General features: G+C 71.2%; 17 protein-coding genes. 10 read left to right on the top strand and 7 right to left on the bottom strand.

Annotated elements, in window-relative coordinates:
• Positions 1-227: 227 nt before the first annotated feature.
• Positions 228-1,226: an aldo/keto reductase gene (locus AB0959_RS51600; protein ID WP_366833968.1), complete on the bottom strand. Its 999-nt coding sequence runs from the start codon at positions 1,224-1,226 to the stop codon at positions 228-230.
• A 75-nt stretch (positions 1,227-1,301) separates the two neighbouring features.
• On the opposite strand from AB0959_RS51600, the gene AB0959_RS51595 reads away from it, so the two are divergent.
• The 6 genes from AB0959_RS51595 to serA all read left to right on the top strand — a co-directional run bounded on the left by AB0959_RS51595 (position 1,302) and on the right by serA (position 11,574).
• A complete protein-coding gene (locus AB0959_RS51595) occupies positions 1,302-2,255 on the top strand; it encodes a 2-hydroxyacid dehydrogenase (RefSeq protein ID WP_366833967.1) in 954 nt (317 codons plus the stop codon).
• A gap of 376 nt (positions 2,256-2,631) precedes the next feature.
• On the top strand, positions 2,632-5,802 hold the full coding sequence (locus AB0959_RS51590; protein WP_366833966.1) for an EAL domain-containing protein: 3,171 nt from the start codon (positions 2,632-2,634) through the stop codon (positions 5,800-5,802).
• A gap of 240 nt (positions 5,803-6,042) precedes the next feature.
• Positions 6,043-7,914 carry an acetolactate synthase large subunit gene (locus AB0959_RS51585; protein ID WP_366833965.1) on the top strand — a complete coding sequence of 624 codons (1,872 nt, stop codon included), beginning with the start codon at positions 6,043-6,045 and terminating at the stop codon, positions 7,912-7,914.
• Between the two features lie 32 nt (positions 7,915-7,946).
• Positions 7,947-8,471: an acetolactate synthase small subunit gene (gene ilvN / locus AB0959_RS51580; protein WP_366833964.1), complete on the top strand. Its 525-nt coding sequence runs from the start codon at positions 7,947-7,949 to the stop codon at positions 8,469-8,471.
• 168 nt (positions 8,472-8,639) lie between these two features.
• A complete protein-coding gene (gene ilvC / locus AB0959_RS51575) occupies positions 8,640-9,641 on the top strand; it encodes a ketol-acid reductoisomerase (protein ID WP_366833963.1) in 1,002 nt (333 codons plus the stop codon).
• 343 nt (positions 9,642-9,984) lie between these two features.
• Positions 9,985-11,574: a phosphoglycerate dehydrogenase gene (serA, locus tag AB0959_RS51570; RefSeq protein WP_366833962.1), complete on the top strand. Its 1,590-nt coding sequence runs from the start codon at positions 9,985-9,987 to the stop codon at positions 11,572-11,574.
• Positions 11,575-11,833: 259 nt separating this feature from the next.
• Here the strand turns inward: serA and AB0959_RS51565 are convergent, their stop codons facing one another.
• Entirely contained in the window at positions 11,834-13,360 is a 1,527-nt protein-coding gene (locus AB0959_RS51565; RefSeq protein WP_366833961.1) for an MFS transporter, read from the bottom strand.
• Between the two features lie 84 nt (positions 13,361-13,444).
• On the opposite strand from AB0959_RS51565, the gene AB0959_RS51560 reads away from it, so the two are divergent.
• On the top strand, positions 13,445-14,029 hold the full coding sequence (locus AB0959_RS51560) for a TetR/AcrR family transcriptional regulator (RefSeq protein WP_366833960.1): 585 nt from the start codon (positions 13,445-13,447) through the stop codon (positions 14,027-14,029).
• A 1-nt stretch (position 14,030) separates the two neighbouring features.
• Here the strand turns inward: AB0959_RS51560 and AB0959_RS51555 are convergent, their stop codons facing one another.
• The 5 genes from AB0959_RS51555 to AB0959_RS51535 form a co-directional block, all read right to left on the bottom strand.
• Entirely contained in the window at positions 14,031-14,723 is a 693-nt protein-coding gene (locus AB0959_RS51555; protein WP_366833959.1) for a dipeptide/oligopeptide/nickel ABC transporter ATP-binding protein, read from the bottom strand.
• Positions 14,720-15,724: an ABC transporter ATP-binding protein gene (locus AB0959_RS51550; protein WP_366833958.1), complete on the bottom strand. Its 1,005-nt coding sequence runs from the start codon at positions 15,722-15,724 to the stop codon at positions 14,720-14,722. Before AB0959_RS51550 ends, AB0959_RS51555 begins: the two co-directional genes overlap by 4 nt.
• Positions 15,714-17,498, bottom strand: a complete 1,785-nt coding sequence (locus tag AB0959_RS51545; RefSeq protein ID WP_366833956.1) for an ABC transporter permease subunit — start codon at positions 17,496-17,498, stop codon at positions 15,714-15,716. Before AB0959_RS51545 ends, AB0959_RS51550 begins: the two co-directional genes overlap by 11 nt.
• Before the next feature lie 17 nt (positions 17,499-17,515).
• Positions 17,516-19,009, bottom strand: coding sequence for an ABC transporter substrate-binding protein (locus AB0959_RS51540; RefSeq protein WP_366833955.1), 1,494 nt, complete (start codon positions 19,007-19,009; stop codon positions 17,516-17,518).
• Positions 19,010-19,159: 150 nt separating this feature from the next.
• Positions 19,160-20,368, bottom strand: a complete 1,209-nt coding sequence (locus AB0959_RS51535) for a helix-turn-helix domain-containing protein (RefSeq protein WP_366833954.1) — start codon at positions 20,366-20,368, stop codon at positions 19,160-19,162.
• A gap of 160 nt (positions 20,369-20,528) precedes the next feature.
• On the opposite strand from AB0959_RS51535, the gene AB0959_RS51530 reads away from it, so the two are divergent.
• From AB0959_RS51530 to AB0959_RS51520, 3 genes are all read left to right on the top strand, one after another.
• Entirely contained in the window at positions 20,529-21,455 is a 927-nt protein-coding gene (locus AB0959_RS51530) for a proline dehydrogenase family protein (protein WP_366833953.1), read from the top strand.
• 54 nt (positions 21,456-21,509) lie between these two features.
• The gene (gene pruA / locus AB0959_RS51525; RefSeq protein ID WP_366833952.1) at positions 21,510-23,141 is read left to right on the top strand and encodes an L-glutamate gamma-semialdehyde dehydrogenase; all 1,632 of its coding nucleotides are present in this window, start codon (positions 21,510-21,512) and stop codon (positions 23,139-23,141) included.
• 24 nt (positions 23,142-23,165) lie between these two features.
• Positions 23,166-24,104 (top strand): alpha/beta hydrolase (locus tag AB0959_RS51520; protein WP_366833951.1); only part of this gene is annotated, 939 nt, incomplete at its 3' end.

The following is a 24,104-nucleotide window of genomic DNA, read 5'->3' as shown; positions in this document are numbered from 1 at the left end:
GGGGCTGCGCCCCCAGACCCCCGGGTGGGGGGGTGGGGTGGGTGGGTTGGTGCGGGTGGGGTGCGGCTGGTCGCGCAGTTCCCCGCGTCCCCAAAAAAAGACGCGCCGTTCCCCGCGCCCTTGAAAGATCGCCGTTCGTTCCCCGCGCCCCTAAAGGACGCGCCGTTCCTCGCGCCCTGAAGTCGCGGCGTTCCCCGCGTCCCTCTTGGCCTGTGGTCCGTCCGCTCTCAGTCCCAGGAGCCCTGGGCCGCCGGGAGAGCCGCCAGTTCTGTCAGGTCCTGCGGGGTCAGGCGGAGGGTGCCGGCGGACGCGTTCTGGGTCACCCAGCGCTCCTGCTTGGTGCCGGGGACCGGTACGACGTGGGAGCCCTGGGCGAGTACCCAGGCTATGGCCACGTGAGCCGGGGTCACACCGTCGCCGTGGCGTGCCGCCACCCTTCGCAGCCCCGCCACGATCGGCTGGTTGGCCGCCATCATCTCGGCCGTGAAGCGGGGATGCCGGGCGCGCATGTCGTCGCGTTCGAAGCCCTCACCCGGCGTCAGCGTGCCGGTGAGGAAGCCGTTGCCCAGGGGCATCGCGGCGAGGAAACCCACGCCGCGTGCCGCGCACCAGGGCAGGAGCGCGTCGAGGGCGTCGGGCGACCACACCGACAGTTCCGCCTCGACCGCGCTGACCGGGAAGACCTGCTGGACGCGTTCCAGTTGGCGAATCGTTCCGTCGTGCAGCCGCGCACCCGTACGGCGCCCCGCACGCGCGCCCACCGCGCACAGGCCCAGCGCCCGCACCTTCCCCGCCCGGACGAGCTCCGCCATGGCGCCCCAGGTCTCCTCGACCGGCACCTCGGGGTCCGCGCGGTGCAGCTGGTAGAGGTCTATGACGTCCGTCTGGAGGCGGCGGAGTGAGGCGTCGCAGGCGCGTTTCACATAGCCGGGGCGGCCGTTCGCCACGATGTGCTGTTCGCCGACCAGCAGACCGACCTTCGTCGACACGAAGGCCTCCGCGCGGCGCTCCTTCAGGACTCGGCCCACCAGAAGCTCGTTCTTGAACGGCCCGTACATGTCGGCCGTGTCCAGGAGCGTGGAGCCGAGGTCCAGCGCGCGGTGCACCGCCCGGAGCGACTCCTCACCCCGCTGTCGCGACCCGGCGTACGCCCAGCTCATCGGCATGCACCCGAGACCCACCGCCCCCACCTCGAGCGTCGCCGCGCCGATCGTCCTGCGCTCCACCTGGTAGTACCCTCCCTCTCCTGGCACCCCAAACTAACCAATGCGGCCAGGGAGACTTCGCATAGCCTCCTGAGCATGACTGGTGACGTGTGGCTTCCGTTCCGAGCAGATGAGATCGATGGGCTCCCCGAAGGGCTCAACTACCGCTTTTGGGACGGTGACCCGGACTTTCCCGCTGAACCGGGCGAGTGCGTCTTCTACGTGGTGCCCTACATGAAGGCACCCGCGATCTCCCAGCGGCCGCTGCCCGGCATGGCCTCCGTCCAGGTCGTGCAGACGCTCTCCGCCGGCATCGACCACGTCCAGCCGGGCCTGAAGCACCTGCGCCCGGGCGTGCGGCTGTGCAACGCGCGCGGGGTGCACGAGGCGAGCACGGCCGAGCTCACCCTCACGCTGATACTCGCCTCACTGCGGGGCGTCCCCGACTTCGTCCGCGGGCAGGAGCGCGAGGAGTGGCGGAGCGGGTTCCGTCCGGCGCTGGCCGACAAGTCCGTGCTCATCGTGGGCTACGGGTCCATCGGCGCCGCCATCGAGGACCGGCTCGAACCCTTTGAACTGGCGCGGGTGGCGCGCGTCGCGCGCTCAGAGCGCACCACGGCGCGCGGACCGGTGCACCCGCTCACCGAACTGCCCTCCCTGCTGCGCGAAGCGGACGTCGTCGTCCTGTCGACGCCCCTCACGGAGGCCACGCGCGGCCTGGTGAACGCCGACTTCCTGGCCCACATGAAGGACGGGGCGCTGCTCGTGAACGTCGCGCGCGGTCCCGTCGTCGACACCAAGGCGCTCCTCGCCGAGCTGGAGACCGGACGCATCACCGCGGCCCTGGACGTCACCGACCCCGAGCCGCTCCCCAAGGGGCACCCCCTCTGGCAGGCGCCCGGCGTGCTCATCAGCCCCCATGTCGGCGGCCCGACGTCCGCCTTCCTGCCGCGCGCGAAGAGGCTTCTGGTGGACCAGTTGAATCGATTCGTGAACCGGCAGCCGCTGCGGAACGTGGTCCTTACGACGGGCGATACGACGAACGTCTAATCCACTTCGGGCACCCTCCGCAGTCCACCGGATGCGGAAGGTGTCCGTATCGGCGTTGATCGTCACGGAGCGTAGAGGAGCTATGTCCCTGAGTGACGAGACTGGTGTATCGTCCGGACAGGGGCTGCGCCGCGCACCGTTCGGCGCCGGGGATGGACATGCGACTGCGAGGGGGGCGACGGGCGATGCACGGCCTATGGACGAACGATCCGACGCGGCGGGGCCGCCGACGGCGACCCTCGCGGGGCGCGACGGGCGGACAGGAGCACAGCGGTCACGGTCAGAGGTACCGCGGGCACAGCGCTCGCAGGAGGCACACCCGTCCGGCGCACCGCGACCAGCGGGACGTGGGACCGGTACTGACGGGGGAGGCCCGGTGAGCGCCCGGTCGTCCTCCGCCGCCACGCTCAACCCGACGCTGCGGGCACAGCCGCCCGTGGCCCCGTTGTTGTCCGGCGCGCCGGCCCTGCGCGGGGGCTCCGTGCGGAGCATGCGCTCGCAGCTGGTCCTGGCCCTGGTGTGCGCGGGATACGCCGTGGGTTCCGCGTTCGGCTGGGGCTCGCCGTATCTGGCGCTCGTCATGGGCGACTTCGGGCTGAGTGCCGCCGCCGTCGCCGCGGCCGTGTCCTGCTTCCGCTACGCACGCGGCCGCCGCAGCCGCTTTCGACCCGCCTGGCTGCTGTTCGCGCTGTCCTCCACGATGGCGGCGCTGGGCAACCTGGTCTGGGGCTGGTACGAGGTCGTGCTGGGCCGGCCGGTGCCCAACCCTAGCTACGCCGACCTGTTCTTCCTGTGCTTCGCGCCGCCCGCCATCGTCGGGCTGCTCGTCCTGGCCAAGCGGCCCGTGACCAAGGCCGGCTGGGTCTGTCTGGCGCTGGACGCCTGGCTGATCGGCGGCTCCCTGGTCACGCTCTCCTGGAGCCTGGCCCTCGCGCAGACCGCCAAGGACGACGGCGACGTCGCGCACACGGCGCTCTCACTCGCCTACCCGCTCCTCGACATCGCGCTGGTCAGCATGGTGCTCGCACTGCACTTCCGGCGCTCGGCGGTGGGCCGCTCCGCGGTGAACACCGCGATCGGCGCCCTCGCGCTCACGGTGATGTGTGACGCCCTGTTCACCTCGCCCCTGCTGCACAACAGCTACCGCTCCGGCCAGCTGCTCGACGCGGGCTGGTTCGCGGGCTCGCTGCTCCTCGCGTACGCACCCTGGGTCGGCCACTCCCGCGCCCGGCCGACGGCCGACAGGCACGACGCGGCCGGCGACAGCGCGGCCCGGCACGCCACGGACGAGCACGCGCGCGTGGTGCACGAGCCCATCCCGGGGCAGCGCCACGAGACAAAACGGCTCGAAACAGCACGTTATGAAACCCCGTGGCACGAAACCCCACGCCACGAAGCGCAACGACCCGAAGCAGACCGGCACGGCGGACACCAGGGAGGACATGTGAACATGCTCCTCCAGGGAGTGGGACTCAGCCGCTGCCCGGCCACCCGCCCGATCGCCGGATCGCTGGCCGCGCTGACCCCCTACCTGGCCGCCGCCGTCTGCACCCTGGGCATTCTCTACAACGTGCTCAACGGCCGCAGCGTCGACCGCGTGGTGCTCATCACCGCCTGCACCGTCGTGCTCGCGCTGGTCGTACGCCAGGGCATCATGCTCCTCGACAACATCACCCTCACCCAGGAGCTGGCCCAGCAGGAGAACCACTTCCGCTCCCTGGTGCAGGGCTCCAGCGACGTCATCATGATCGCCGCCCCCAGCGGCATCCTGAGGTACGTCAGCCCGGCCGCCGCCGGTGTGTACCGGCTCCCCGCCGAGCAGCTCGTCGGGACCGAACTGGCCAACCTCATCCACCCGGAGGACCTGGGCTGCGTGGTGCACGAAGTGCGCCGCTTCCTCGCCGCCAGCCCCCTCGAAGAACCCACCACCCGCATCGAGTGCCGCTTCAGGTCCGGCGACGGCGGCTGGCTGAACGTGGAATCCACCGTCAACCGCCACCACGGCGGCCTCATCTTCAACAGCCGGGACGTCACCGAGAGGGTGCGCCTCCAGGCACAGCTCCAGCACAACGCCGAGCACGATCCGCTCACCGACCTGCCCAACCGCGCGCTGTTCACCCAGCGCGTGCAGCAGGCCCTGTCGGGCCGCCGCGCCACCGACCGGGGCCTCGCCCGGCGCAACACGGCGGTCCTCTTCATCGACCTCGACGGCTTCAAGGCCGTGAACGACACGATCGGGCACCAGGCCGGGGACGAGCTGCTCGTCCAGGCCGCCCGCAGGCTCCAGGACGCGGTCCGGCACGGGGATACCGCCTCCCGCCTGGGCGGCGACGAGTTCGCGGCCCTCATCGCGGGCGACAACACCCGTGACCGTGCCGCCCGCGAGCGGCACATCTTCGAGCTCGCCGACCGGCTCCGGGTCGCGCTCTCGCAGCCGTACACCATCGGGGGCAACGAGGTGCGGGTGGCCGCCTCCATCGGCGTCGCCTTCGCCGAGCCGGGCCTCGGCGCGGGCGAGCTGCTGCGCAACGCCGACCTCGCCATGTACCGCGCCAAGGCCTCCGGCAAGGGCCGCGTCGAGCTGTACGCCCCCCAGATGCAGCAGGACGTCGTACGGAAGGCCGAGCTGGCCACGCGACTGCGGGCTGCCCTGCACGAAGGCGAGTTCGCGCTGCTGCACCAGCCCGTCGTGGCGCTCGGGAACGGCCGGATCACATCGGTCACCGCGCAGGCCCGCTGGCGCTCGTCCCAGGGAGTGCTCTTCACCCCCGCCGAGTTCCTGAGGGTCTCCGAGGACAGCGACCGGACCGCCGAGCTCGACCGCTGGCTGCTGGAGGAGGCCGTCGAGCAGGCCGCCGAGCGCACCGCGGCCGGCGTCGGCGTGCCCGTGACCGTCCGGATGGGCGCCAAGCGCCTGCTGGACCGCTCGCTGCCCGTCGGCTCCATCGAGACACTCCTGACCCGTCACGGGCTTCCCTCCGGCGCCCTGGTGCTGGAGCTGGCGGACACCGACTCGCGGGTCTGCCTGGACGACCTGGAGCGCCGGCTGAACACCCTCAGGCGGCTCGGTGTCCGGATCGCCCTGGACGGGTTCGGCGGCGGCCACGCGGCGATCACGGCGCTGCGGCGGCTCCCCGTCGACATCCTCAAGCTGGACCGCGGTCTGGTCGAGGGGGTCGTCGAGTCACCGCGGCTGCACAAGATCACCAGTGGGCTGCTGCGAATGGCGAGCGACCTGGGCATGCAGACGCTCGCGGACGGGGTGGACCTTCCCGAGCAGGTGATCGCCCTGCGCGCGATGGGCTGCAGCCACGGGCAGGGTGCCGCCTTCTCCGCACCCCTGGACGAGTACCGGCTGCGCCGGGCACTGTCGTCGGGGCCCTACCCGGTGCCCCACGGACCGGCGGAACCCGCGTTCGCGGGCGGAGTCAGGGCTGAGCGAGCCATGGAACGGGGGGCGGGAGGCTACACCAGCGGTGTGGCCGCGGTCTATGGAGGTGGTACGCCCTTCAGCTCACATAATGAGACTCCCGTCCCACCCACTTGACACGTGGTGCGTGCCGGGTAGAGGGTCTGTGCCATGCGCACCCGAATTCTCGTACTTGGAAAGCGCGTCGGCTGAAGCTGGGGCCCACCGGATGACGAACCGGAAATCCCAGCGACCGTACCCGGCGCGCTCCCCTCGCTTGCCTTATGGCACGAGGGGTTTTTTGTTGCACAGGCACCTGTCGCACACTGAACAAACCTCGCAAAAACCCTCGCACAAGACCTCAGCATCGAGAAGAGAATGCCGATGACCGAGCAGGCCTCCGGGGCCCACCATCCGCAGCCCCGGCCCCGATCCGGAGGGCCGCAGTCCGCAACCGTGGAGCACGTGACGGGCGCGAAGTCCCTCATCCGCTCGCTCGAGGAGGTCGGGGCCGACACGGTATTCGGCATTCCCGGAGGCGCCATCCTGCCGGCGTACGACCCGATGATGGACTCCACGCGGGTGCGTCACGTCCTCGTCCGCCACGAGCAGGGCGCCGGTCACGCGGCCACCGGTTACGCGCAGGCCACCGGCAAGGTGGGGGTCTGTATGGCGACGTCGGGGCCGGGCGCCACCAACCTGGTCACCCCGATCGCGGACGCGCACATGGACTCCGTGCCGCTGGTCGCGATCACCGGGCAGGTCGCCTCCAAGGCCATCGGCACGGACGCCTTCCAGGAGGCGGACATCGTCGGCATCACGATGCCGATCACCAAGCACAACTTCCTGGTCACCAAGGCCGAGGACATCCCGCGGGTGATCGCGCAGGCGTTCCACATCGCCTCCACCGGCCGCCCGGGCCCGGTCCTGGTCGACATCGCCAAGGACGCCCTCCAGGCCCGGACCACCTTCTCCTGGCCGCCCACCATGGACCTGCCCGGCTACCGGCCCGTCACCAAGCCGCACGCCAAGCAGATCCGGGAGGCCGCCAAGCTGATCACCGCCGCGAAGCGGCCGGTCCTGTACGTGGGCGGCGGCGTCATCAAGTCCCGCGCCACCGCCGAGCTGAAGGTCCTCGCGGAACTCACCGGAGCGCCCGTCACCACCACCCTGATGGCGCTCGGCGCATTCCCCGACAGCCACCCGCTGCACGTGGGAATGCCGGGCATGCACGGTGCGGTCACCGCCGTCACCGCGCTGCAGAAGGCCGACCTGATCGTCGCCCTCGGAGCCCGCTTCGACGACCGCGTCACCGGCAAGCTGGACAGCTTCGCCCCGTTCGCCAAGATCGTCCACGCCGACATCGACCCCGCCGAGATCGGCAAGAACCGCGCCGCCGACGTGCCGATCGTCGGTGACGCCCGCGAGGTCATCGCCGACCTGATCCAGGCGGTCCAGAAGGAACACAGCGAGGGCAACCAGGGCGAGGCCGCCAGGTCGAAGTACGCCGCCTGGTGGACCGACCTGAACCGCTGGCGCGAGACCTACCCGCTCGGTTACGACCAGCCCGACAACGGCTCGCTCTCCCCCCAGCACGTCATCGAGCGCATCGGACAGCTCGCCCCCGAAGGCACCATCTTCGCCGCCGGTGTCGGCCAGCACCAGATGTGGGCCGCGCACTACATCGAGTACGACAAGCCCGCCACCTGGCTGAACTCGGGCGGCGCCGGAACGATGGGCTACGCGGTCCCGGCCGCCATGGGCGCCAAGGCCGGAGCCCCGGACCAGACCGTCTGGGCGATCGACGGCGACGGCTGCTTCCAGATGACAAATCAGGAGCTCACCACCTGCGCCCTGAACAACATCCCGATCAAGGTCGCCATCATCAACAACGGCGCCCTCGGGATGGTCCGCCAGTGGCAGACCCTGTTCTACAACCAGCGCTACTCCAACACCGTCCTGCACTCCGGACCCGACGACGTCAACCCGGACGCCAGGGGCACCCGCGTCCCCGACTTCGTGAAGCTGTCGGAGGCCATGGGCTGCCACGCGATCCGCTGCGAGTCGCCGGACGAGCTGGACAAGGTCATCGAGGAGGCGAACTCGATCAACGACCGCCCGGTCGTCATCGACTTCATCGTCCACGAGGACGCGATGGTGTGGCCGATGGTCGCCGCCGGCACCTCCAACGACGAGATCATGGCCGCCCGGGACGTCCGCCCCGACTTCGGCGACAACGAAGACGACTGAGCGAGAGACGTAAGAGAGAGACGTAAAAGACCATGTCCAAGCACACGCTCTCCGTTCTGGTGGAGAACACTCCGGGCATTCTGGCCCGGATCGCCGCCCTCTTCTCCCGCCGCGGCTTCAACATCGACTCGCTCGCGGTCGGCGTCACCGAGCACCCCGACATCTCCCGCATCACCATCGTCGTGGGCGTCGAGGACCTGCCGCTGGAGCAGGTGACCAAGCAGCTGAACAAGCTCGTCAACGTGCTGAAGATCGTCGAGCTGGAGCCGTCGCAGGCCGTTCAGCGCGAACTCGTTCTGGTGAAGGTGCGCGCCGACAACGAGACGCGCTCCCAGATCGTCGAGATCGTCCAGCTGTTCCGCGCCAAGACCGTCGACGTCTCCCCGGAGGCCGTGACGATCGAGGCCACCGGCAGCAACGAGAAGCTGTCCGCCATGCTCAAGATGCTGGAGCCGTACGGCATCAAGGAGCTCGTCCAGTCCGGCACGATCGCGATCGGCCGCGGCGCTCGTTCGATCACGGACCGGTCGCTGCGCGCGCTGGACCGGTCGGCATAAGGCGGGAACCGGGCGGTCGGCAGATGCCGGCCGCCCGCACGGCCGCCCGCACGGCCGCCCACATGGCCGTCCGTACCGCCGCCCGCATACCGAGACCCCGAGACCACCACCGACGCCGCCGTCATACGGTGGGACGCAACACCTGCACTCCCAAGGAGAGAACCCAAAGTGGCCGAGCTGTTCTACGACGCTGACGCCGACCTGTCCATCATCCAGGGCCGCAAGGTCGCGGTCATCGGCTACGGCAGCCAGGGCCACGCCCACGCCCTGTCGCTGCGCGACTCGGGTGTCGACGTCCGCGTCGGTCTGCACGAGGGCTCCAAGTCCAAGGCGAAGGCCGAGGAGCAGGGCCTGCGCGTGGTGACCCCCTCGGAGGCCGCCGCCGAGGCCGACGTCATCATGATCCTCGTCCCGGACCCGATCCAGGCCCAGGTCTACGAGGAGCACATCGCCCCCAACCTGAAGGACGGCGACGCCCTGTTCTTCGGCCACGGCCTGAACATCCGCTACGGCTTCATCAAGCCCCCGGCCGGTGTCGACGTCTGCATGGTCGCCCCCAAGGGCCCGGGCCACCTGGTCCGCCGCCAGTACGAGGAGGGCCGCGGCGTTCCGTGTATCGCCGCTGTCGAGCAGGACGCCACGGGCAACGGCTTCGAGCTCGCCCTGTCGTACGCCAAGGGCATCGGCGGCACCCGCGCCGGTGTCATCAAGACGACCTTCACCGAGGAGACCGAGACCGACCTGTTCGGTGAGCAGGCCGTCCTGTGCGGTGGTACGGCCGCGCTGGTGAAGGCGGGCTTCGAGACGCTGACCGAGGCCGGCTACCAGCCGGAGATCGCGTACTTCGAGTGCCTGCACGAGCTGAAGCTGATCGTCGACCTCATGTACGAGGGCGGCCTGGAGAAGATGCGCTGGTCGATCTCCGAGACCGCCGAGTGGGGCGACTACGTCACCGGCCCGCGCATCATCACCGACGCCACCAAGGCCGAGATGAAGAAGATCCTCGCCGAGATCCAGGACGGCTCCTTCGCCCAGGCCTGGATGGACGAGTACCACGGCGGTCTGAAGAAGTACAACGAGTACAAGACCCAGGACTCCGAGCACCTGCTGGAGACCACCGGCAAGGAGCTGCGCAAGCTCATGTCGTGGGTGAACGACGAAGAGGCGTGAGCCTGACCCGTGGCGGTGCCCTCAGCCGGGGTACCGCCACGGGGCTCCGCCCCGGACCCCGCTCCTCAACGCCGGAGGGGCTGTAGTGGTGGGGCACTCGCCGGGGAGAGCCGTTGCGGTGGGGCGGTCGCCTGCCGGGCTGCTTGCTTCGAGGGGCACTGACGGGGTTTGCCCGTCCGGGTGATCCTTCCGGAGAAGCGCCGGACGCCCCCGTCACACCACTACACTGCCGTACTACATACGCGTCAGGCCCACAGCGTCGTGCGTCTTCCACGCGGCCACCACCCCTCCACCGCCAGCGGCCGTCGGGACGGCCGTCCGCACTGGACATGTGAGGACTCACGTGAGCTCGAAACCCGTCGTACTCATCGCCGAAGAGCTGTCGCCCGCCACCGTGGACGCGCTCGGCCCGGACTTCGAGATCCGGCACTGCAACGGAGCGGACCGAGCCGAGCTGCTCCCGGCCATCGCCGAGGTCGACGCCATCCTGATCCGTTCCGCGACGAAGGTGGACGCCGAGGCCATCGCCGCCGCGAAGAAGCTGAAGGTCGTCGCACGAGCCGGCGTCGGCCTGGACAACGTGGACGTCTCCGCCGCCACCAAGGCCGGCGTGATGGTCGTCAACGCCCCCACCTCGAACATCGTGACCGCCGCCGAGCTTGCCTGCGGTCTCCTGCTCGCCAGCGCGCGCCACATCCCCCAGGCCAACACGGCTCTGAAGAACGGCGAGTGGAAGCGCAGCAAGTACACCGGTGTCGAGCTGGCGGAGAAGACCCTCGGTGTCGTGGGTCTCGGCCGCATCGGCGCCCTCGTCGCCCAGCGCATGTCCGCGTTCGGCATGAAGGTCGTCGCGTACGACCCGTACGTCCAGCCTGCCCGGGCCGCGCAGATGGGCGTCAAGGTGCTGTCGCTGGACGAGCTGCTGGAGGTCTCCGACTTCATCACCGTGCACCTGCCGAAGACCCCCGAGACCGTCGGTCTCATCGGTGCCGACGCGCTGCACAAGGTGAAGCCGTCGGTGCGGATCGTCAACGCCGCGCGTGGCGGGATCGTCGACGAGGCGGCGCTGTACTCGGCGCTCAAGGAGGGCCGGGTCGCGGGCGCGGGCCTCGACGTGTACGCGAAGGAGCCGTGCACGGACTCCCCGCTCTTCGAGCTCGACCAGGTCGTGTGCACCCCGCACCTCGGCGCGTCCACGGACGAGGCCCAGGAGAAGGCGGGTATCGCGGTGGCCCGGTCCGTCCGGCTCGCCCTCGCCGGTGAGCTGGTGCCGGACGCGGTGAACGTCCAGGGCGGTGTCATCGCCGAGGACGTCAAGCCGGGTCTGCCGCTGGCCGAGCGTCTGGGCCGGATCTTCACCGCGCTCGCGGGCGAGGTCGCGGTCCGCCTCGACGTCGAGGTGTACGGCGAGATCACCCAGCACGACGTGAAGGTGCTGGAGCTGTCGGCGCTCAAGGGTGTGTTCGAGGACGTGGTCGACGAGACCGTCTCCTATGTGAACGCTCCGCTGTTCGCGCAGGAGCGGGGTGTGGAGGTGCGGCTGACGACGAGCTCGGAGTCGCCGGACCACCGCAACGTCGTCACCGTGCGGGGCACGCTGGGCAACGGCGAGGAGGTCTCGGTCTCCGGCACGCTCGCCGGTCCCAAGCACCACCAGAAGATCGTCGCGGTGGGTGAGTACGACGTGGACCTCGCGCTGGCCGAGCACATGGTCGTCTTCAAGTACGCGGACCGGCCCGGTGTGGTCGGTACCGTCGGGCGGATCTTCGGTGAGGCCGGCATCAACATCGCGGGTATGCAGGTCTCCCGCTCCGCGGCGGGTGGCGAGGCGCTTGCGGTGCTGACGGTGGACGACACGGTGCCGCAGCCGGTGCTGACGGAGGTTGCCGAGGAGATCGGTGCGACGTCGGCGCGGTCGGTGAACCTGGTCTGAGGTTCGTGCTCGGACGACGAGTAGGGGCGGCGGGGGTGAGTGGAGGTTTCTCGCCCCCGCCGCCCCTACCCGTCACCCGCCCCATCCTGTCCCTGGGAGTTGCGCCCCCAGACCCCCGGTGAGGGGTGTTTGGGGGCGATTGGTTGCGTGCGGGTGGGTGGGGGCTGGTCGCGCGGTTCCCCGCGCCCCTGAAGCCCGTGCGGTTGCCCGCGTAAGGGGCGAAACACATCCCCCGGCACCCCGGCACCCAGGCGTTCCGTCAGACGACCGCCTTCTCCTGGTCCCGCGCAGCGCCCTCCGGCACTCGAATCCTCCGCAAGGCCGCCCCGGCCACAACCGCCGCACCCAGCAGAACCACCGCCCCCGCGATCGCCGCACCGTGCATCCCGCTGGTGAAGGCCTCCCGCGCGGCCGCCGCCAGGGCGTCCCCGGCGCGCCCCGGCAGCTGCTCGGCCACGGCGAGGGCACCGCCGAGGGTTTCACGGGCGGGAGTGGGAGCCGACGCGGGCATCTCGTGCTGGTAGACCGCCGAACCGATGGAGCCGAGCGCCGCCATGCTCAGGGCACCGCCGAACTCGGTGGAGGTCTCCAGGAGGGACGAGGCGCTCCCCGCGTTCTCGACGGGCGCCGTGCTCAGGGCAACGTCGGCCAGCTGTGCCGTGACGGCGATGATCCCGGAGGCCAGCACACCGCACGCGGCGAGCACCAGCCAGAGGGAGTCCGTGCCGGTCAGGACCAGCAGACCGTAACCGCACCCCGAGGTCACGAAGCCCCCGGCCACGACGTACGCGCGCGGCACACCCCGCTGCACCAGCTGGGCCGAGACGGCCCCCGCGAAACCGATGAACACCGACGGCAGCAGCGCCCACAGCGATGCCTCCAGCCCGCTCTTGCCGAGGACCGACTGGATGTACTGAGTGGTGAAGTACGCCGAGCCCATCATCCCGAAGGCCGCGACCAGGTTCAGGCAGACCGCGGGGGTGAAGCCGTGGCCGTGGAAAATCCGAGGCGGGACCATCGGGGACGCGGTGGTGCGCTGACGGTGCACGAACAGCGCCGCGAAGAGCAGGCCCACCGTCACCGACATCACGTACAGCACGTTCCAGCCGTGGGCCGCCAGCTCCTTCAGGCCGTAGATCACCGGCAGGACCGCCGCCATCGACAGCGGCACGCTCACCAGGTCGAAACGGCCGGCGTCCGGGTTCTTCGACTCGGGCAGCAGGATGGGGCCGAGGACCAGCAGTAACACCATCGCGGGCAGGTTGACCAGGAAGACCGAGCCCCACCAGAAGAACTCGACCAGTACACCGCTCATCACCGAGCCCAGGGCGATGCCCGCCGTCATCACACCGGTCCAGAGTCCGACCGCCTTGGCCCGCTGGCCCGGGTCGGTGAACATCGTGCGGACCAGCGCCATCGTCGACGGCATCAGCGTCGCCCCGCCGATGCCGAGGACCGCCCGGGCCGCGATCAGGGTCTCGGCGCTGTGCGCGTAGGCGGCCACCAGGGAGGCGGCTCCGAACGCGGCCGCGCCGATGAGCAGCAGTCGGCGGCGGCCGATGCGGTCGCCGAGGGAGCCCATCGTCATCAGCAGGCCGGCCAGTACGAAGGCGTAGATGTCGAAGATCCACAACTGCTGGGTGCCGCTCGGCTCCAGGTCCGCGGTGATCGCGGGGATCGCGAAGTACAGCACCGAGACGTCCATCGAGACCAGCAGCAGCGGAAGCATCAGCACGCCGAGGGCTGTCCACTCACGGCGGCCTGCTCGTGTCGGGTTCGTTGTCATGCCGAGGAATGTACAAGCGTCTTAAACGCTTGTCTAGAACGAGCGTCTAGAACGAGCGTCTAGGACGGTTGTATGCTGAGCCGCATGGGACACCGTGAGGATCTGCTCGAAGGCGCCAAGCGCTGCCTGCTGGAGAAGGGCTTCGTGCGCACGACGGCGCGTGACATCGTCAAGGAGTCGGGGACGAACCTGGCGTCGATCGGCTACCACTACGGCTCGAAGGACGCGTTGCTCGCGGAGGCGTACCTGGCGTTGGTGGGAGATCTGGCCGACGCCTTCGACGGGGAGCAGGCCGCCCCGATCGACGCCGAGCCCGGCTCGCTCGAACGGTTCCAGGAGGTCTGGGCGAACATCATCGGCACCATGCGGGGGCCGGGTTCCATGTGGCGGCTCAGCATCGAGATCGTGGCGATGGGCGACCAACTGCCTGCGGTGCGCGACCATTTGGCGTCGCAGCAGCATGACGCGGCGCGCGCCCTCGTCGCGCTGTTCTCGGGCACGAAGGAGGAGGACGTCCCGGACGAGACCCTGAACACCCTGGGCAAGTTCTACACCACCCTGATGACGGGTCTCATCATGCAGTGGAAATTCGACCCGCAGAACGCGCCCGAGGCGGACGAACTCGCCGAAGGGCTGCGCCAGGTGATGGAGGCCGCCCGCCGCACGTGACCTACGTGACGGGCCCGTCCGTGACGCGTCCGTCCCGCATCTCGACCGACCGGTCCGCGAAGTGCCGTACGACTGCTCGATCGTGACAGATGAACAGGTACGCGAGCCCCAGCTCCTCCTGGAGGTCCGCGAGCAGGTTGAGGACCCCGGCGCGCACGGACGGGTCGAGGGCCGAGACGGGCTCGTCGAGGACGAGGAGGCGGGGCTCGGACGCCAACGCGCGGGCGATCCCGGCGCGTTGGCACTGGCCGCCGGACAGTTCGTGCGGGAAGCGGTCGCCGTACGCCGCGTCCAGGCCGACCCGGTCGAGCAGTCCGGCCACCCTCGCAGGGCCCCGCGCGTCCCAACGGCCCTGGACCTTCAGCGGTTCCGCCACCGCGTCGCGGATGCGCCGGCGGGGGCTGAGGGAGCCGTACGGGTCCTGGAAGACCAGCTGCATCCGGGGGCGTACCGGGCGGAGTTCGCGTTCGGTGAGCGACGTCAACTCAAGGCCGCCGAAGCGCACTTCACCCGCCTCCGGGCGGCGCAGTTGCAGGACCGCCGCAGCAGTCGACGACTTGCCGCAGCCCGACGGGCCGTTCAGCGCGAGGGTCTCGCCCGCGTCCAGTGTGAACGAGACGTGGTCCACGGCGGTGACCGGGCCGTAGCGTACGACCAGGTCACGTACGTCCAGGAGCGGTGGGCTCGGGTTCATGCGGGCTGCTCCGGGAACAACTCGGCCGCCGGGTACGGGACCTCGTCCCAGCGGTGACAGGAGACCTCGTGCTCGTCGTCCACCTGCCACGGCTGCGGCTCCTCGCGTAGGCAGCGGTCCTCCGCGAGCGGGCAGCGCGGCGCGAAGGCGCAGCCGGGCGGCAGGGTGGCTGGGGTGGGCGGGGTGCCCGGGATGGTGGGCAGGCGACGACGGCTCCCGTGCGGCCGGGACTCCTCCGGCGGGAGTGACGCCAGCAGTCCCGCCGTGTACGGCGCCCTCGGGCGGTCCAGTACCCGTGCCGCCGGGCCCTGTTCGACCTGGCGGCCGGCGTACATGACGAGCACGCGGTCGGCGTGCTCCCGGACCACCGACAGGTCGTGCGTGACCAGCACGAGCGCGGCGCCGACGGCCTCGCGCCGCTCGCCGAGGACCCGCAGCACCTGCTCCTGGAGCTCCGCGTCCAGCGCGGTCGTCGGCTCGTCGGCGACGACGAGGTCCGGTTCGTTGACGGTGGCCATGGCGATGACGGCACGCTGGCGCATGCCGCCGGAGTACTCGTGCGGGTACGCACGCGCCTTGCGTACGGCGTCGGGGATGCCCACACGGTCGAGCGCGGCGACCGCGCGGGCGCGAGCCTCCTTGCGCGAGACGCGGGCCACCGACCGCACGGCGGCGGCGAGTTGGTCGCCCACGGGGTGCACGGGGGACAGGGCGGAGAGGGCGTCCTGCGGGACGAGCGCGATACGGCGGCCGCGCTGGGAGGTGAGATCCGTGTCCCCCTTCAGCCGTACGGTCCCGCTCGCCGTCGCGCCCCGGGGCAGCATCCCGAGCAGCGCCCGTGCCGTGAGGGACTTGCCCGCGCCCGACTCACCCACCAGGGCGAGCACTTCTCGCGGGCGGACGTCGAAGGACAGGCCGCGCACGGCCTCCGCCCCCTCGAAGGCGATCCGCAGACCGCGTACCGACAGCAACACGTCGGACTTGAACACGTCAGGCTTCAACGGGGACCTCCTTCGTCAAGGCGCCGGCCCCGGTGACCCCGGCGGCCCTGGTGTCCTTCCGGGCGCGGCGTTTCCGACGCCGCCCGCCGCGTCCCTCCACGTACGCCGCCGTCGACACCGCCAGTCCCGCCAGCAGGGCGAGGGCCACCGCCGGGGCCAGGGCCGCCCACGGGGCGCGTTCCACATAGGCGCGGGACTCGTCGAGCAGCAGGCCCCACTCGGGTGTGGGCGGTTGGGCGCCGAGGCCCAGGAAGCCGAGGGAGGCGAGGGCGAGGGCGATGCCGGGGAGGCGGAGGATCGCGTGGCGGGAGACCGGGCCGGCCACGGAGGGCAGGACGTGCCGGGTCAGGATCCACCACGGTGACGCCCCGATGGCCCGCTGGGCGGTGAGGAACGCCGACGCGCGGACCTCCTGCACCAGCGCAGCCGCGTGCGCCGACAGCGCGGGCCAGGAGAGCAGGGCCACGGCGAGCGCCGCGCCGCCCGTGCCGGGGCCGACGGCCGCCGCGACCAGGATGCCCGCGATCACCGGCGGCAGCGCGTTGGCGATGTCCGAGGCGCCGGACGCCACGGACGGCAGAAAACCGAGGACGAGGGAGAGGAGCAGGCCCGCCAGGCAGACCGCGGCCGCCGTTCCGATCGTCGACGCCGCGCCGTGGCCCAGCCGCGCCAGCACGTCCCGGCCGAGTCCGTCCGTGCCGAGGGGGTGCGCCCAGGACGGCGCCAGGAGCCGGGCGGTGGTGTCCACGGCGTACGGGTCGCGCAGCAGCCCCCAGCCGATCGCCGTCAGCAGCACCGTCGCGAGCGCCACGGGAACGGCCGGGTGCGAGCGGACCGGGCGGGCCGTGGGCAGGGTCAGTCCCGCGTCCCGCAGCGCCGGGCCGAGCAGCCGGAGCCGTACGAGTGCCGCGAGCGCGCCCGTGACCAGGCCGAGCGCGAGCAGCGCCAGGACCGCGCCCTGGAGCAGCGGCAGGTCCTGCGACTTGGCCGCGCCCAGTGCCGTACGGCCGATGCCGGGCACCGCGAACACCGTCTCCACGGCGACCGCGCCGCCCGTCAGACCGACGGCCGCCATGCCGAACTGCGGGACCAGGGGCGGCAGTACGCGCCGCAGGGCCGCCGCCGCGACACGCGCGCCGCTCACCCCGGCGCCCCGCCACAGCTCCACCCAGCGCTCGTCGAGGACGGCGGGCAGCGCGTCCGCGACCAGGCGGCCGAGCAGGCCGCCCGCCGGAACGCCGAGCGCGATCGCGGGCAGCACCATGTACTGGGGGCCCTGCCAGCCGGACGTCGGCAGCAGGCCCAGCCACACCCCGCAGACCAGCAGTGCGACCGTGGCCAGCAGGAACTCGGGCACGGCGGCGAGCATCGCGGCGAACGCCCCGGCCGAACCCCGGCCGCGTACGAGTACTGGCACCACGAGCGCGCACGCCAGCAGCACCGCGATCCCGAAGGCGGCGGCCATCAGGCCGAGCGACACCCGCAGACCGGAGATCACGGAGGGGAGCACGTCCGTGCCCGACACCCATGACGTGCCGAGATCGCCGCGCAGCAGTCCGGAGGCCCAACTCCCCAGCAGGGACAGGGGGCCCGCGTCCAGGCCGAGGTCGGCGCGGATCGCGGCGAGGGCCTCCGGGGTCGCCTCCTGCTCGGCGGACCGCGCACGCAGCACGGTCAGCGCGGGGTCCTTGCCGGAGAGCCACGGCAGCAGGCCGACGGCGGTCAGTACGGCGACGAGACAGACGAGGCGGGTCAGCCCGGCCGCACCGGCCAACCTTCGTACCCGGGACTTCACTTGACGTACGTGTCGGCCGTGACCAGCTCGCGCTCGCGCGGGTCGTGGGCCGCGCCCGTGACCCCGGCGGCGTCGCCCTGGATCACGCGCTCGTGCAGCATCGGCACGGCCGCGTCGGTGGCGAGCACGGCGGCCTCGGCCTCCATGACCGCGTCCCGGCGGGTGTCACCGGCCTTCGCCTCGGAGGCCCTGTCCAGGGCCGCGTCGACCGCCCCGTCCGCGAGCTGGGAGATGTTGAAGGACCCCTCGGAGCCGAAGTCGCTGTAGAGGTACGCGGCCGGGTCGCCGGAGTCGAGGATCGTCGCCCGGGACAGGATGAACGCGTCGAACTCGCCCGCCAGTGCGTCCGACTCGATGTTCGCGTACTCGCGGATCTCCAGCTTCACCTTGAACCCGGCCTTCTGGAGCTGCTGTTGCAGCGCGGCCGCGACCTCGGGCAGTTCGGCCCGGTCGGTGAAGGTGCCGATGGTGAGCGACCTGCCGGACGGGTCACCGGCCTTGGCCCGCCTCGCCGGCGACCGCAGCTCGGCGGCCCAGGGGAGCGCCGGCCCGAGCAGCCCCTCGGCGACGTCTGCCATTCCCTCGTACACGCCCTCGACGATGGACTTCGCGTCGATGGCCTCACGGGCCGCCGCCCGGAGCCCGGCGTCCTTGAAGACGCCCTTCCCGGTGTTCAGGTAGAGGGTGTTCGTGCGCGGCATGGGGACCTCGGTGATCAGGTCCTGGTCGAGCACCGCGGCCTGGGAGACGGGGACGGCCTCGACGATGTCCGCCTCGCCGCTGCGCAGGGCGGCGGCACGCGCGGTGCCGTCGGGTACGAACGTCACGTCGATTCCCGGGGACTTGGCCCTGCCGCCCCAGTAGTCGTCGTAGCGGTCGAGGGCCGCGGAGGACGTGCCGCTCACCTTCGTCAGCTCGAAGGGGCCGGTCCCCGCGCCGACCGGGTTCACCGTCTTCCCCGCGTACGCCTTCGCCGCCAGGATCGACAGCTGCGGCGAGCTGAGACGCTGCGGGACCAGCGGGTCCTCGGTCGCCGTGGTGACCGCGACCCCGCCGCCCTCGGCCTTCACGGTGAGCTCGACCCCGTCGAGGATGCGGGGCTTGGGGGAGGCGGTGGCCGCTCTGGTCAGGGAGCGGGCGACGGCCTCGGGGGTGAGCGCGCTGCCGTCGTGGAACGTCACCCCGTCACGTATCCCGAACGTCCAGGTCCTGCCGTTCTGCTGCCACCTGGTGGCCAGCGCGGGCTTCGCGTCGCCTTCGTCGTCCAGCTTCACCAGCGTCTCGGCCGTCGACCAGCGCGACAGCTTGAACGCGTCGTCGGAGAGCGGGGACAGGCCCGAGCGTGGCGGCTGCATCATGGCGAGGCGTATGCGCTGTCCCCCAGCTCCGTCGCCGTCCGTGGCCGGGTCCGTGCCGGTGAAGCATCCGGTGAGCAGGACGGAGGCCGCGGTGAGGGCCGAGACGGGAAGCAGACGAGCGGGCAGGCGCACGGGGCCCTCCGGGCAAAGAGGTGGTCAAGAGAGAGTGCGCCGACCGTAGCATGATGACAATCGTTTTCAACAGCTGGATTTGGTGCGGCGTCGCGTTCTCGAACGGGGCGCTCAGAGACGGCGCTCAGAGACGGCGCCCGGAGCCGGGGCTCAGAGACGGTGTGCCTTGAGGGCCATGTGCAGCAGCAGACGGTCCTCCCCGTCGTCCAGGTCCAGACCCGTGAGCTGTTCCACGCGCGAGAGGCGGTAGTACAGCGTCTGCCGGTGGATGCCCAGCTCCGCCGCCGTGCGCCCCGCCTGGCCCGCACAGTCCAGGAACACCTCGGCGGTGTGCGCGAGTTCGTGGTGCGTGCCCATCAGCAGCCCGCGCACGGACGGGTCCTGGACCGCTCCGAGGGGCAGCGCGGTGAGCAGACGGTACGGGCCGATGGCGCCCCATTCGGCGACCGGGCCCAGCCGGGACTCCGCCAGCGCGGCGCGCGCCGACGCCGACGCCTCCTGCCACGCGGTGCCCAGGTCTGCCAGCCCGGAACGGGCGCCCGAGACGCCGGCCGCCGCGCCGGCCCCCGCCCGCTCCAGCAGCCGGGACGCCGCCGTCCGCGCCGGCTGCGGTACGTCCGCCGAGCGCAGCCGCACCAGCAGCGCCAGGCTCTGGGCCGCGGGCCCCCACGGCACGGTGCACAGGGCCGTCGCCCCCGGCACCGCTCGCGCGGACGGCGCGTCGGACGGGTCGGCGGACGGCCAGGGGGCCACGCAGACCACCGTGTGCAGGCCCTCCGCACGCGGGCCCAGACCCATGCGGAGTTCTCCCACCGCCATGTCCTGCTGCCAGCCGGGCTCCGCCGTGAGGGCCGCGCGCAGCTCACGCGTCAGGTCCGCGCCCGCCTGGGCCTCGTCCACCAGCAGGGCGCCGATCCGGGAGGTCACCTCCATGGCGGCGGAGAGCTGGGCGTCGGTGGGCCCCGGCTCGCCGTCAAGGAGCCAGACGTACCCGAGGACGACACCCCGGTGGCGGACGGGCAGACAGACACGTCCCCGGTACACCCCGGCCTCCGGAGTGGGCGGGATCCGTACCGGACCGGACGCCCGGGTGATGCCGAAGCCCTCGAACCACTCCCGTACGGCCGCGGTCGAACGGCGCGTGAGGATCGAGCGGGTGCGCACCGGGTCCAGCGCCGACTCGTCGAGGTCGCCCTCGCTGTCGTACGCCCCGAAGGCGATCAGCTCGAAGTCGCGGTTCTCCAGCGTCGCGGGCGCTCCCAGCAGGCCGGAGATCTCGTCGACCAGCTCCTGGTAGTCCTCCCGGCCGCCTGTTCCTCCGGCCTTGAAAACGTCCGTCACCCGGGCATTCTCCCGCATTTCCCGAAGGCTTCATACATCTGTCTGAGATCCAGGGCACGGATGCGTGACAGCTGTCGATGGCCCACGATCGGAGGGATCCTTAGGTTTCACAGTGGTTCTCCGTGCCGTACCCGACTCGTCGGATTGCGGCCTTCCGCTGGTTCCCTGGAGGTGCCCCGTGCTGGGTCCCGTGATTCTCGCCGCGTCGCGCAGCGACCGGATGCGCCGGATGATCTCGGCGGCACCCGTGACCAAGTCGGTGGTCGACCGTTTCATCCCCGGTGAGACGGTCGACGACGTCGTGCCCGTCATCGAGACCCTCACCGGCAGGGGCCTGGACGTGACCCTGGACGTGGTCGGTGAGGACATCACCACGCCCGTGCAGGCCGGGGTCGCCCGGGACGCGTACCTGGAGCTGGTCGACCGGCTGGGGAGCCTGGAGCTCGGGGCGCGGGCCGAGATGTCGGTCAAACTGTCCCTGTTCGGCCAGGCGCTGCCCGGCGGGCACGAACTCGCCCTCGCCAACGTCCGGCCGGTCGTCGAGGCCGCCGCCGCCATCGGGACCACGGTCACGCTGGACGCGGAGGACCACACCACCCTCGACTCGATGTTCGCGATCCACGACGAACTGCGCAAGGACTTCCCGCAGACGGGGTGCGTGATCCAGTCGTACCTGTTCCGCACGGAGAAGGACGCCCGGCGCCTCGCAGCGAGCGGCAGCCGCGTACGCCTGGTGAAGGGCGCGTACAAGGAGCCCGCCGAGGTCGCCCACCAGCGCAAGGAGGAGATCGACCGGGCGTACGTGCGCATCCTGAAGATCCTGATGGAGGGCGCGGGGTACCCGATGGTCGGGTCCCACGACCCGCGCCTCATCTCCATCGCGCAGGAGCTCGCCCACCGCGCCCGGCGCAAGCCCGACGAGTACGAGTTCCAGATGCTGTACGGCATCAGGAGCGACGAGCACCTCCGGCTGGCCGCCGAGGGCCACCGGATGCGCGTCTACACCGCGTACGGCACCGACTGGTACGGGTACTTCATGCGGCGGTTGGCGGAGAAGCCCGCCAACCTGCGGTTCTTCGCCCGCAGCATGATCACCAAGGGCTGAGCCCCGTACCCCCCCCGCTCGCAACACCGCTCAAGACAAGGAGCTACGGAACACATGGACGCCGTGACCCAGGTCCCCACCCCCGTCAACGAGCCGGTGCACGGCTACGCCCCCGGCTCGCCCGAGCGCGCCCGGCTGGAGGCCAAGCTCAAGGAGCTGGCCGAGAACCCCATCGACCTGCCCTGCACCATCGGCGCCGAGAAGCGGCTCGGCGGCGGCGAGCGCTTCGACGTCGTCCAGCCGCACAACCACAAGGCCGTGCTCGGCACCTACCGCAACGCCACCGGGCAGGACGCGCAGGACGCGATCGACGCGGCCCTCGCCGCCGCGCCCGCCTGGCGCGCGATGTCCTTCGACGACCGTGCCGCGATCATCCTGCGCGCCGCCGAACTGCTGTCGGGCCCGTGGCGCGAGACGCTGGCCGCGTCCACCATGCTCGGCCAGTCGAAGACCGCCCAGCAGGCCGAGATCGACACCCCCTGCGAGCTGATCGACTTCTGGCGCTTCAACGTGAAGTACGCCCGTGACCTGCTCGCCGAGCAGCCGGTCGCCAACTCCCCGGGCGTCTGGAACCGCCTCGACCACCGCCCGCTGGAGGGCTTCGTCTACGCGATCACGCCGTTCAACTTCACGGCGATCGCGGGCAACCTGCCGACGGCCCCGGCCCTCATGGGCAACGTCGTCGTGTGGAAGCCGTCCCCGACCCAGACCCACGCGGCCGTCCTGCTGATGCGGCTGCTGGAGGAGGCCGGACTGCCCAAGGGCGTCATCAACCTCCTCACCGGCGACGGCATCGAGGTCTCGAACGTCGCCCTGGAGCACCGCGACCTCGCGGGCATCCACTTCACCGGTTCGACGCCGACCTTCCAGTACCTGTGGAAGACGGTCGGCAACAACATCGAGAAGTACCGCTCCTACCCCCGCATCGTCGGCGAGACCGGCGGCAAGGACTTCGTGGTCGCGCACCCGAGCGCCGACCCCGCGATCCTCAAGACGGCCCTCACCCGCGGCTCCTTCGAGTTCCAGGGCCAGAAGTGCAGCGCGACCTCCCGCGCGTACGTCCCGGCGTCGATCTGGAACTCCGGCTTCAAGGAGGAGTTCGCCGCCGAGGTCGACGGCATCGCCATGGGCGACGTCACCGACCTGTCGAACTTCATCGGTGCCGTCATCGACGAGCGCGCCTTCGCCAAGAACAAGGCCGCCATCGACCGGGCCAAGGAGGACCCCACCTGCACGATCGTCGCGGGCGGTTCGTACGACGACTCGGTGGGCTACTTCGTCCGCCCGACCGTCGTGGAGTGCTCCGACCCGGAGAACGAGGTCTTCACGGCCGAGTACTTCGGCCCGTTCCTCGCCGTGCACGTCTACGAGGACGACAAGTACGAGGAGATGCTGACCCAGATGGAGTCGGTGGCCGACTACGCGCTCACCGGCTCGGTCATCGCGGGCGACCGCGCGGCCGCCGCGTACACGGCCGAGAAGCTCCGCTTCGCCGCCGGCAACTTCTACATCAACGACAAGTCGACCGGTGCCGTCGTCGGCCAGCAGCCCTTCGGCGGCGGCCGCGCCTCGGGCACCAACGACAAGGCGGGCGCCCCGCAGAACCTGATGCGCTGGACGCTCACCCGCTCCATCAAGGAGGCGCTGGTCCCGCCGACCGACTACACGTACCCGCACATGGGCTGAGTCGGCTCCGGCAGACTCTCCACCATGACCTGGACGGAGAGCGGGACAACGGGGACGGCGGTCACCGACGACGGAGTACGGCTGTGGACGAGCCGTTCGGGCCAGGGCTCTACTCCGCTGGTGATGTGCCACGGCGGTCCCGGACTGTGGGACACGTTCGAGGACGTGGCCGGGCTGCTCGGCGGCCTGGCCACGGTCGTCCGCTGGGACCAGCGCGGCTGCGGACGGTCCGAGCGGTGCGCCGGGCCCTGGACGACCGAGCGGTTCGTCGCCGATCTCGACGCCGTGCGCGCGGACTTCGGGCCGTCGCGCACGGCGCTGCTCGGCCACTCCTGGGGCGCGCAGCTGGCACTGAGCTACGCCCTGGCCCACCCGGAGCGGGTGAGCGCGCTGGTGTACGTGGCCGGGACGGGCATCGGACCGGACGCCGACTGGCACGGCGGCTACGAGGAGAACCTCCTGGCCCGGATCGGCGAACGCCCCGAACGGCTCGCCCGCTGGCAGGAGTTGAAGAACCGCCCGCACCCGACCGATGAGGAGGAACGGGAGGCGGCGGTGCTGCAGTGGACGGCGGAGTTCACGGACCGCGAGCGTGCGCCCGAGCTCGCCGAGCGCCTGGCCGACCCCTGGTTCGGCATCAACTCCGAGTGCAGGGCCCTCAACGCCGAGCGGAGGCGGACCTGGGGCACCCCGGAGCTGTACGCGGCCTGCCAGGCCCTCGACGTGCCCGTCCTCATCGTCGACGGTGAGCGGGACATCCGGCCGCGCTCGGCGGTGGACTCGCTGGAGCGGGCCCTGCCACGCGTGCGGCGGGTGGTGCTGCCGGACGCCGGTCACCTGCCGTGGGTCGAGGACCCGGAGGGCTTTCGTGAGGCGCTTGTGGATCGGGGGGTATTAAAACTCAAGGCACCCCCAGAACAATACCGCGCGGAAAATATAGAGAGAATAAGGGGTCGAGAGGGA

The sequence above is a fragment of the Streptomyces sp. NPDC046862 genome, assembly GCF_040704615.1.
Lineage (GTDB): Bacteria > Actinomycetota > Actinomycetes > Streptomycetales > Streptomycetaceae > Streptomyces.
Note: the sequence above shows the minus strand (reverse complement) of the source record. Positions and strands in the feature narration are given on the sequence as shown.